General features: G+C 67.4%; 11 protein-coding genes. 10 read left to right on the top strand and 1 reads right to left on the bottom strand.

Features of this window, described 5'->3' with window-relative positions; genetic code table 11:
- Positions 1 to 49 precede the first annotated feature (49 nt).
- From ACQEVU_RS10885 to ACQEVU_RS10875, 3 genes are all read left to right on the top strand, one after another.
- The gene (locus tag ACQEVU_RS10885) at positions 50 to 550 is read left to right on the top strand and encodes a hypothetical protein (RefSeq protein WP_433322603.1); all 501 of its coding nucleotides are present in this window, start codon (positions 50 to 52) and stop codon (positions 548 to 550) included.
- A 306-nt stretch (positions 551 to 856) separates the two neighbouring features.
- A complete protein-coding gene (locus ACQEVU_RS10880; RefSeq protein WP_433322602.1) occupies positions 857 to 1,240 on the top strand; it encodes a hypothetical protein in 384 nt (127 codons plus the stop codon).
- 269 nt (positions 1,241 to 1,509) lie between these two features.
- Positions 1,510 to 2,481, top strand: coding sequence for a hypothetical protein (locus ACQEVU_RS10875; protein WP_433322601.1), 972 nt, complete (start codon positions 1,510 to 1,512; stop codon positions 2,479 to 2,481).
- 151 nt (positions 2,482 to 2,632) lie between these two features.
- On the opposite strand, the gene ACQEVU_RS10870 is transcribed toward ACQEVU_RS10875, so the two are convergent.
- Positions 2,633 to 3,712: a hypothetical protein gene (locus ACQEVU_RS10870; RefSeq protein WP_433322600.1), complete on the bottom strand. Its 1,080-nt coding sequence runs from the start codon at positions 3,710 to 3,712 to the stop codon at positions 2,633 to 2,635.
- 239 nt (positions 3,713 to 3,951) lie between these two features.
- On the opposite strand from ACQEVU_RS10870, the gene ACQEVU_RS10865 reads away from it, so the two are divergent.
- From ACQEVU_RS10865 to ACQEVU_RS10835, 7 genes are all read left to right on the top strand, one after another.
- A complete protein-coding gene (locus tag ACQEVU_RS10865) occupies positions 3,952 to 4,419 on the top strand; it encodes a hypothetical protein (RefSeq protein ID WP_433322599.1) in 468 nt (155 codons plus the stop codon).
- Positions 4,416 to 6,167 carry a GDSL-type esterase/lipase family protein gene (locus tag ACQEVU_RS10860; protein ID WP_433322598.1) on the top strand — a complete coding sequence of 584 codons (1,752 nt, stop codon included), beginning with the start codon at positions 4,416 to 4,418 and terminating at the stop codon, positions 6,165 to 6,167. The genes ACQEVU_RS10865 and ACQEVU_RS10860 overlap by 4 nt, the downstream gene beginning before the upstream one ends.
- Positions 6,161 to 7,381, top strand: coding sequence for an ATP-binding protein (locus ACQEVU_RS10855; RefSeq protein ID WP_433322597.1), 1,221 nt, complete (start codon positions 6,161 to 6,163; stop codon positions 7,379 to 7,381). The genes ACQEVU_RS10860 and ACQEVU_RS10855 overlap by 7 nt, the downstream gene beginning before the upstream one ends.
- Before the next feature lie 5 nt (positions 7,382 to 7,386).
- Positions 7,387 to 8,133: a hypothetical protein gene (locus ACQEVU_RS10850; RefSeq protein ID WP_433322596.1), complete on the top strand. Its 747-nt coding sequence runs from the start codon at positions 7,387 to 7,389 to the stop codon at positions 8,131 to 8,133.
- Positions 8,130 to 8,558, top strand: coding sequence for a hypothetical protein (locus ACQEVU_RS10845; RefSeq protein WP_433322595.1), 429 nt, complete (start codon positions 8,130 to 8,132; stop codon positions 8,556 to 8,558). Before ACQEVU_RS10850 ends, ACQEVU_RS10845 begins: the two co-directional genes overlap by 4 nt.
- A 106-nt stretch (positions 8,559 to 8,664) precedes the next feature.
- Complete coding sequence (locus tag ACQEVU_RS10840; protein WP_433322594.1) at positions 8,665 to 9,093, top strand: hypothetical protein; 429 nt, start codon at positions 8,665 to 8,667, stop codon at positions 9,091 to 9,093.
- 417 nt (positions 9,094 to 9,510) lie between these two features.
- On the top strand, positions 9,511 to 10,344 hold the full coding sequence (locus tag ACQEVU_RS10835) for a phospholipase A2 (protein WP_433322592.1): 834 nt from the start codon (positions 9,511 to 9,513) through the stop codon (positions 10,342 to 10,344).
- The last annotated feature ends 333 nt before the right edge of the window (positions 10,345 to 10,677 follow it).

Raw genomic sequence — 10,677 nt, 5'->3', positions numbered from 1 at the left:
GACCCGCTAGTGTCCGGACCGCGTGCCTGATCACACGGGGAGGTCGGCGATGCTCCGCACCCTCACGCACCGCCGTCTGGCCGTCGGCGGAGTGCTCCTAGTCGTTGCCGCCGCGGTCGTCATGTGGCTGGCGTGGCTCGACGACCCGGCGCCCGCGCCGCGGGAACGGCAGTACAAGGCGACCACGGCCTGTCTGCTCACCGACGACCAAGGGCTCGCGGGTCCCCTGGCCAAGCCCGCCTGGGACGGCATGCAGGACGCCTCGCTGGCCACCCTCATCAAGGTGCAACACCTCGCCATCACCGGCCCACAGACCGCGGCCAATGGGCTCACGTACTACAACACCCTCGGCGTCCAGCGCTGCACCGTCATCATCGCCGCCGGCGAGGTGCCGGTCGCCGCGATGATCCAGGGCTACGCCAGCTTCCCATCCATCAAACAGGTCGCCATCCACGGCGACACCAAGGACAAGCCCATCACCGTCATCGACACCGCCACACCCGACACGATCCGCAACAGCGTCAAGACCATCGTCGCCGCGGCCGCCTGACTCCGCCACCTACCCCGTCGTGCAGCACACCGCGATCTCCGCACCGTGACCCAGCCCTGAACAATGCCGAAGCCGGGGTACCGGTCGCGCCCGTACCCATGGACGGATTCCATCTCGCGACGTCGAACCCGAGCGGCTCGGCCTTCGCGACCGCAAAGGTGCGCCCGACACCTTCGACGTTGTACCTGTCGAAAATGACATCCGTGCAGGTCGCGGGCCCTCTTGGCGTCCGGGTCCGACCTTGGTCTGGTTCGGGGGCGTCGCCCGTGCCGATCGTCACCGATGACTACGCGATGATGCCGCCTCATGCTGCTGCGACTGGCGTACCTGGGCATCACGAACGCGTTTATGCTGCTGCGGCTGCTGCCTGGCGGCGACCGCGACAAGGACATCGAGATCCTGTTGTTGCGTCACCAGCTCGCGGTGTTGCAGCGCCAGCTCGACGGGCAGCGGGTCCGGTTCGAGCCGGTCGATCGGGCGTGGCTGGCCGCGCTGCTGCACCCGCTGCCGAGGCCGACCCTGCGGCGCCTGCGGCTGCTGGTCCGGCCCGACACGGTCCTCAAGTGGCACCGTGACCTGATCGCGCGCCGCCATGCCGTCGTGTCGCGGCCCCGGCGGCGCGGTCGGCCCCGCACGCTGCGGTCGATCCGGGCTTTGGTAGTTCGTTTGGCGAGGGAGAACGGCAGCTGATCTGGAACCAACGGCATCTGCTGCATGCGCTGCGGGAGTACGAGCAGTTCTACAACCTGCATCGACCGCATCAGGGGGTCGCGAACGTCCGGCCGCTGAAGCCGCTACCCGAACCGATCACCGACCCGGACCAACTCGCCCGGCTGGACATCCACCGACGCGACCGCCTCGGTGGCGTCCTTCACGAATACGAGCACGCCGCCTGAGCTGCCCGGATGGCATTTTCGGCAGGTACAGGGCTGACTCCAGCTCAAGCCCACGCCGACCCCGTGCGAATCCTCGCGTCCGCTGTCGACGTGCCGGGCATGGCCATCCAGCCCCTGCCTGGCCTGATGCCGACAGAACTGGACTCCGTTGACGAGCTGCTGTATTTCCAAGCCTATCTGCAGGCCGTCGGGCAAGCGCGCCGGACGCCGATGCTGCTACGTGCCCTGCTCGTGGCGGCGGTGTCCACGTTCGAACCGCTGGTTACCCGCATGATGCATCTGCTGCTGCAGCACACCGATCCCAGCACGTACCCGAACTTGACCTCACCGGAATTGGATGCGAAAGCCCGGAAGCTCTGCTTCGGTGCGCCAGAGCAGTGGCGTGACGTCCTGGTCAACCGATTCGGGGTGGCTGCGGCCGCCGACGCGGTCGACCGGCACGTGATCGCACACCGAGGCAGCGTCACCGACCAGCGGCACAGCGACAAGACCGGCACTGAACCGGGCACCGTCCTCACCCCGACCGCGGAGGACGTTCAAGCGGCGATCGACGACATCGGCGCCGCGCGCTTCGGCATCGTCGCCGCGGTCTGGGATCACCTCTCCCCGGGCATGGGCCGACGCCTGGCCGAATCCGGAGTTCCGTTCCACGAAAGTCTGCACGCCGGGCGGTGGCGGCAGGCCGCCGTGCTCGCCCGAGTCGAGGAAGCACTGGCCGCCGACGCGGCCGGCATTGCGGTCGCCAAGGTCAACCGGTGGATCACACTCGAGCAAGGAATGGGCTATGAAGCGATCCGAGACGGCGTCCAGGACTGGAACGTCGATGACCTTCCCACCGTGTTTTCGCTCGCCCGCCTGATCCTGCTACGCGACGATGAACGCGCACTGCGCATCGCACAGCAGCTGCTTACCTCCGGTGAACTGACCCAACAGCACATTGAGGACTGGCCGCTCTTCGACGGACCCAAGAGGACTGGACGCCTAACAACGCTCATCGCTGCCGAATCACCCGCGGACCGCAGCGCCACCCTGTAACCGCAACGCTTCCCGCCATCGGCCACGCAGCCCACCCCATTCATGCCCCGTTGTTCCCTCCGCGCGACTCAGCGGATAAGCGGGGCGGCTGGGTCGCTCAGCGATGCCACCGGAGCTCCCGCGGCCAGCCGCGGGAGCTCCGGTGGACGGCTTACGGGTTCCAGCCCCAGATCTGCTGACCGGCCTGGGTCGGACAGGAGGTGAGGCCCTGCGTCGTCGAGATTTCGTTGCCGTCGGTCATGACGTGGACGTTGTTGTAGTAGGTGTCCTGGTGGTTGAGCGAGTAGTTGCAGACCAGGACCCGCTGGCGGACAGTGGTCCCGGCACTCTTGATCGCCGGGAAGTAGGCGTTCTGGATCGTCTGATGGTGGTTGACGGCCGTGTCGTTGCCGGACATGACGATCAGGTGGTGGTTTCCTGGCAGCCCGAGCCACCAAGCGAGGGTCTGGTCCGCGCGGACGTTGGGGTGGTTGTAGTCGCAGGCGCCAAAGTCGGCCGGCGCGCCCGGATCGAAGAGAACGATGTACGTGATGCGACTGGCGCGGTCGGCGCCGTTGTGGTCTTTGAGGTATTTCAGGGCGTAGATCGGGCCGAGGCGGCCGAGGCTCCACCCGCCGAGGCGGGTGATGTCGCTGCCGCCGAAGTTGACCGCGGAGCTGTCGGGGGTGCACGCGGCACTGGGGTGCCAGCGTCCGTTAAACGTGCCGTTGTCGGTCAGCACCCGCGCGACGCCGAGGTCGCGGGCGGCCTGAGCGCCGGCGTCGCCCACACCGGAGTAGTAGGCGACATGGGCAGCCTGATTGACGGGCGGCGGCGGGGTGCCGCACTGGTTGACGCCGGCCACGACCTGGTTGGTGTTGGTGCCGTCGTTGATGTAGTGCGCGTTGAGGTAGCCGGTATTCGGCGTGCCAGACCCGGGCACCGTCGGCCGAGTGATGTTGGAGACGAAGTACCAGAGCCGGTTGGCGTAGGGACCAACTGCGTCGCCCCAGATGTAGCACTGCTCTTCGACGACGTCGCCGGCGTAGACGCCGTGGCCGGTGACGCGGTCGGTGTCGTTGACGCTGCCGCTGTTGCGGAACCAGACGCCGTCGGGCGGCTGCTCCGACGTGTTCATGACTGAGAACCGGGGCCCGGCCGCGGCGGCAGGGTTGGCGGTAGTCAGAACCCCGGTGGTGGTGGCGACCACCAGAATGGCCGCCATTGCGGGCCACCGCATGATGTTCTTCATCGTTGCGTGCTCCTTTGGAGTCGATGTGAGGATGCAGGGACGACTCCAATGGTTCGCTCGGCGCTGGCGGCGGTCGAGGGACAATTGTCGCCCGCGCCACGAACTGGTGAATCATCTAATTCGATCTTCGCGGCTCGCGGTCCTTCACCCGTGGGTGTCCAGGGACAATTAGCGCTTGTCCGTCTCTGCCTCTCTCCGGCATCATTGCCGAGCCACACGCTCGAATATGGAGGAGGATCATGCCGGACGATGTCCGCCCGATCCGCCATGCGGGAAAGATCTTTATTTGCTGGGCGTCTCTGCTCGCGAATTTCGCCATGGCGGCATGCAGCTCCGGCCACGATGCCACCCCACCGCCGTACCGGCTGCCGACCCCAGCAGTGTCGGACACCGCGGCGGCAAAGGCCCACCTTGACGGGCCCGGCGCGTCGATCATCGCGCTGCACCACATGGTTCAGCCATTGCTGGCCAGCTACTCTGCCGCGGCCTGCACGGACGTGATGACTGCGCTGCGAGGCCCCGCTGGCGTAGACGCCGCCGCGGCGGCATCCACGACACCTGACTCCGTGCTGGGTGAACTCGTCGTCGACGAATTGCACGTGCTCGCCGGCATGAATACCTGCCCGGCAGGCGCGTCCACCGGACAGCTCGCCACTGTCGATCGCCTACTGGGCGAGCGACTCCACCAACTGGGAGAGCCCGCATGAAGCTGCGTTGGTCGACCCTGCACATCGCCGTGCTCGCTGTTACAGCCGTCGCCGTCGGCCAGCCGACGGTCGCGTCCGCAGCGCCCAGGCAGGCCCCGAGCCGACCGGTCCGGTGGCTGGCTGCCGGCGACTCCTACTCCTCCGGCCAGGGTCTGCCCAACGCCTCCGGCGAATGCAAGCAGGCCCAGCCAGGATCAGGCTCGCGGGTCTACGCCACCGTCGCGGCACAGAAACTCGGCGCGTCGTTCGTCCGCCCGAACGATTTAGACCTGGTCGCGTGCGGCGGCGCCACCATTCGCGACGCGCTGAAGAATGTCGGCGCGCATCCGGCTCAATGGACGGCGGACGCCGGGAGATATGACCTGGTCACATTCACTCTCGGTGGCAACGATATCCGGTTCTCCGCGGTTATCATGCAATGCACTGGTATGCAGCAATTGCTGGGCAATTTCGCCACCGTCGGCGCCGTCGGCGCCGCTACGACCGCTCAAGGACAGCGACTGCCCTCTGACCCGGGGCACTACTGTCCCCAGGAAACGATCATTCGCCAGCGCATCGATGAGCTCGCCACAGCGTACGCAGACTTCCTGAAGACGGTGGCCGAGAACATCCTGGTACGCGGCGGCAACATCGTTGTCCTCGGCTACCCGGAGCTGATCGAGGACCCGAACCAGTGGACGGGCCTGCCACAGGCGGTGGACATCTGCCAGACCATCGGCCGGGCCGACGCCAACGAACTTCGCGGCCTCGGCGGATACCTCAACGCAACCATCGGCAATGCCGCCACGCAGGCCGACGGCAAGTGGAACGGCGTCCACGTGTCGTTCCTCGACGTGAACAGCGGCGGCGGACTGGGTATCGCCCGATCCGACGCCCGGCTGTTCGAACCATCGACCGGCACCCGACACAACCTGTGCTCCGCCGACTCGTGGATCAACGGCTTCACCAGTGTCGGCAACGGCGTCGGCTCTTTCCACCCAAAGCAGCAGGCGCATGACACGCAGGGCTCCCTGCTCGCCGACGTCCTGCCGCGATTGGACTGGAGCCAGACGCGAGGCCCAACCACAACGCCAGCGCCGACCGGTAGCGGTCCAGTCGGTGGCGGCCCGGCGAGCGGCGGGGGCGGTCCCGCTGGCCCACTGCAGTTCTCGATCGAAGGCTCCTGCACGAACACCGGCGGCACCCTCAGAGGCGCTTCGAGCGGCTTCACCCCCGGCGGCCGGTTCACCGTCTCCGCAACACGTCCGGACGGATCGCCCTACCCGCTGGGCGGGCTCGGCGGCGGGTCCGTACACAGCAACGGCAGCGTCACATGGTCGTGGCCCTGCGCAGGTAACCCACCCGGCGTGTATCACACGACGCTGGTCGACTCCGCGACCGGACGCAGCACCGGTCCGGTGGCATTCACCATCGGCACCGCGCCGCCACTGGACAGCCATCCGGTCTTCACCGTCATGAACACATCCGAGACGTCCCCGGACGGCGTGTGGTTCCGCAACAGCCCGCACACCGCGGACACCGATCGGGTTACCGGCCACGGCGTGTACGCCGGAAACCAGGTGCGGCTGGACTGCTATGGCTGGGGTGACGTCGTCGCCCCGTACAACAACAGCCTCTGGTACCGGGCGTCGAACTTGACCCGGCCCACCACACCGAATGGTGGCGCGAACACCGGATGGCTTAACGCCCACTACATCGACGACGGGCAGAAGGCGAACGTCGTCGACACGGGGGTACCGGCATGCTGAGCGTGCCGGCGCCCAGACCGGGCGTCGAGGCAGCGGTGGACGATCCGGCCTCGACGCTCGTCGGCCCCTGGACACCCAGCGATGAACTGCTCGAGAGCACCACGTACAAACTGATCCGGCCGTTCGAGACGGTGGCATTGCTGCTGCAGGCAACGAACCTCTTCGCCAGCGCGATCAACGACCGCTACGGGCCTGGCGGCGTGCCGGCGGCGCTGGCGTTGGGAGCCGCGCACCTCGCCCTAGCCGGCGTCGTGGTGCGGCATCGAGGTCCGCTGACCCGCGGCCGCACCTGGGCGGCGGCATGGATCGCGTTGATCTTCGTGGTGCAGCTGCTGCTCGCGCGTCTGCTCGCCCCGGGCGACTTCGCGGCGTACGGCATCGGCGTCCCAATGGGGAACTACGCCCTGATACCGCTGGCCGTGTTCGCGTTCTACCCCTGGGGCGGGTTCCGCAACGCCCGGCAACGCAGATTGCTCGAAGCAGGGCTCATCGTCGCCATCGTGCTGCACCCACTGCTGATCCTCGGGCTCATGCATCGGTGGGAGCTCACCGACAAGCACCTGCGCAGCATCGCGATGTACGCCGGATGGGCCCTCGTGTGGTTCCTGGTCGGCAAGGGGATGGCATGGCTGTGCCGCATCGCCGTCCGGGTAGAGACCAAAGCCCTGTCCGCCAGCTACACAGCGGCCCTCGGCGACCTGCACACCCACGTCGACAGGGCCGCGGATGAGATCGAGGCCGGAGACGACGCCCGCGCAGTGGCGCGGCGGCTGCGGCTGCTCACAGCCACCCGCCGCCGCCAGCTCCTACTGCAGGAGGACAACGTCGGCGCCGTCGACATTTTCAAGAACGAGATCCGGGCGTACGGGGACCGGCTGGAGCTTCTGTCCGGCCCTGCACTCGGCGGGCTCACGATCCCCCGCGAGCATGCGGTCCTGCTCAGCCAAGGACTCGCCGACCTGCTCAAGAACGTCGTCGTGCATGGCGGCGGGTCGGTCGAGGTCGACTTCGACGTTGCGGACGCGACGATGACTCTCGACGTGCGCGACCACGGCCCGGGCATGGACCCTGACCGGTTCGCCGCCCCGGGCAGCAGCTTGGAGCGGCTGCGAAAGAGGCTCCTGGAGCGGGGCGGAGATCTGCACCTGCTCCCGGCGCCGCTCGAAGGAGGCGTAGCCGTGCGCCTCACGCTTCCACTGCAACCCGAGAGGTGACGGCCGTGCGAATTCTGGTGGTCGAGGACATGGGGATCGCCGCAGAGATGGCCCACACCGAACTCGCCCAGGCGATATCGTGCGAGCCGGTCGTCGTCGCCGACCCGGTCGTGGCGCTGGACCACCTGCGACGGGAGCGCTACGACGCCGTCGTGGCGGACATGCTCTTCCAACCGCACTCCGACGACTTCGAACGGAGGCGACGCGACCGCAAGGTCCAGTTGACCGACGCCCGGCTGCACCTCAGCGGCCTGGCCCTGCTGCAGGCGGCCACCAAGGCCGAGACGCCGGCCGTCCTGTGGACCTCGGGGGAACCCAACAGGCGGCTGCACATGATGTTCGCTCGTGAGCAACTTCGCTGCCGTGGAATGTGCCCGAAGGACGTGAAGGGCAAGCTCGCGACAGCGGTGCAGGCCGTGGTGGATGGTCGCGAGTACATCGACCCGCTCCTGCGGATGCACCTGCCGCCAAGGTCCGCCCCGACGCTGCGTGAGACGTTCTTCAGTTCCAGATCGCGGCTCTCGATGTGGAGAGCGATGGCAGTGGGCCTGCACGACCACTCCCGCATCGGTCATGCCGCTGGCGTCAAGAGCGGCACGGTGCGCCGCAGCGTGGAGGAGATGCGTACGAAGCTGGTGGAGTTCGATCCCGGTTGCTCCCGCGACGGGCCGCCGACCCCGGAACTCGTTCGCTACGCGAGCCAAAACTGGGAGTTCTTCCTCGACGACACGGTTCGCGAGATCTACCCATGACCGGGCCTCAACTCAGCGCCGCGCGACGCCTGGAAGCGTGGATCCCGCGTGTCGCCCTCGTCGTGCTCCCGGCGGTCTGGGGCGTCCTCGCCGCCACCCTGCCCACATCGACCGACCGCGATCTCACCATCGATGTCTTCTGTACCACGGGGAACCCAGTCGTCGGAGTCTGGATCGAGTCCCAGTCCGGAGGCTCCGGATTCGCCCAGCCCGGCGAGCCGGGGACCGCTGCGGTCATCCGGTACACCTTCCGCCAGCAGTTCACCGGCCGCTACCAGGCACGGGTCGGCTGTGGTGGCAACAGACAGCAGTGGGGCCTCAGCGTCTCGTCCTCATTCAGCGACCGCACCTACCGACGGCTCGCCTGCAACGACGCCGACGCCGACACGGCCCGATCCGCTGGCTGCCGGGATCAGCCAGCGTGATGAACCAGGCCAACATTTGTCCGCAGTGCTAACGGGTTCTGACGACGAAAGTCAGAGGTGCCAGGGCAAGCGAAATGCAAGCCCCGCAATCGAAGGAGCACCTCAGATGTACAAGACGGCGCAGCGCGCACTACGCGCAGGCGGCCAGGCGGCACTCGTCGCGGCGATCACGGTGACCGCCGCCGTGGCCACGGCGAACCCGGCGTCCGCCGATACGGTCAACGGGTGCGCCCAGGGCTGGTCCCAGGACGTGGGCACCTGCATCTGGGTCGACACCGGTGCCAAGAACACCACCGACCACACCCAGTGGGTCAGCCAGATCAAGGTACAGAGGCCCCGCAACGCGTCGTCCGGTTTCCTGGAGGCGTGGGCCGGCAACGGCCCCACCGGCGTTGCCTGGTACCAGTCGGGCAACGGCGAGACCAAGACGTGGACGATCAACAAGTGGATCAAGACGGACTCGGGCATCTGCGGCGCCTACACCTGGCCCGGATCGTCCGACCGCTCGATCGCCTGCATCACCATCAAGGCCTGAGCCTCGGCGGGGCCAGGAAGCCGTTGGGTCGGTCCGGCTCTCAAGCCGGACCGGCCCCGCGGACGCCGGCAGGTCCATGTTCGACCAGTCCGTCGAGAGCGGTCCGGCACCGTCGAGCGCCCGAGCGCATCCTCCGCTCCAGTCGCATGATCTGCCGGCAGCACGCTCAGGGCAGCAGGCCAACAATCGTCGATCGGTGCGTCGTCACCCGAACGAGTAATCCGCTCGACCGATCGCATTGTCGAAGCAACACTCACCAGCGACGCCACGCATCGCATCGCCACGCTCGAAATCACCGCGCTATCCCGCCTGCGGCCAGATAGGGGCCCAATGCCAACAATCGTGCCACGCCATGTGCTACGTCAGCATCGAGCATCATCGAGTGCGGCCACCCCCATCAAGATCGGTGCGCGCGCCATGGCGGTCGCCGCCGCGTTCGCCACCGTGCTCGCTGGGGCAGTCTCGTCTGCGCACGCCGATACCACGGCGGACCGCAACGAGCAGCGCCGCTACACCGTGGAGACCGTCAATCTGGGCAACGGCCAGTTCATGCAGCGCAAGACCAACTTCGCCCAGGCCGGCTGCATGCCGAACAACACCTGCCGCAAGCCGTCGCCGTACAACAAGTTTGACTGGGGCACGGACAGCTGCAGCCCGCCCACCTTCGCGAGCTGGCGCAAGCTCTTCGACCAGGCATGCCAGCAACACGACTTCGGATACCGCAACCTCGGCAACGGTCTCGCCCTCGCCCGGGACGAGAACACCCGCAAGTGGGTCGACGACCGGTTCCGCGCCGAGATGAAGGCCATCTGCAACTACCGGTTCAGCGACTGGACCCAGTACGCCAACCTGCAGGCCTGCTTCAAGGAAGCAGACACCATGTACGGCTTCGTCCGCCTGTTCAACAACTGGCAGAAGCCAGCGACTACGCAACAACCTCCGGCAAACCCAGCTCCGCAACAGCCGGCCACGTACGCCGAGACCACCGGCGGCGCGACGAACACATGGACCAACTTCAGCAACGCCGGCGGCAGTGCCGGTCCGACCATCCCACGCAACACCAAAGTTCAGGTGGCCTGCAAGGTCACCGGCTTCAGGGTCGCCAACGGCAACACCTGGTGGTACCGAATCGCTTCAAGTCCCTGGAACGGCAGCTACTACGCGTCAGCCGACGCGTTCTACAACAACGGTCAGACATCAGGATCATTGCGCGGAACGCCGTTCGTTGACGATCGCGTCCAAGCCTGCTGAAGGAAGACGTCGTGACAGGCGCCTGGGACCCTCAGCACCCGGGCGCCGCCCGTAGTGCGGTGTTCAGCGGTGGGCGCCGCCAGCGCGCTCCCCGTGAAGGTCTCCGGCCGAGCAAACCCTGATCAGTGTCAGCTGCTCCTGTGGCAGGTCGGCGCTCGTCGGGATCTGATTCCGCCGGGCGTGGATCGTGGCCGTCGCGATCGGCGAGGCCCGACCGGCGCACCTCGCGCGATGAAGCTCACTGTTACCGGCGGCGCTCGGGCGTCCCGCAGCGGTCTGCTGGCGACCGGCCGTCGCGGCGGGGAGGACGACGACTACTCGAGCGCTCACCGT

Origin of the sequence: Dactylosporangium sp. CA-139066 (genome assembly GCF_050936175.1) — a bacterium.
Taxonomy (GTDB): Bacteria; Actinomycetota; Actinomycetes; order Mycobacteriales; family Micromonosporaceae; genus Dactylosporangium.
This window is presented reverse-complemented; position numbering and strand designations above follow the sequence as displayed.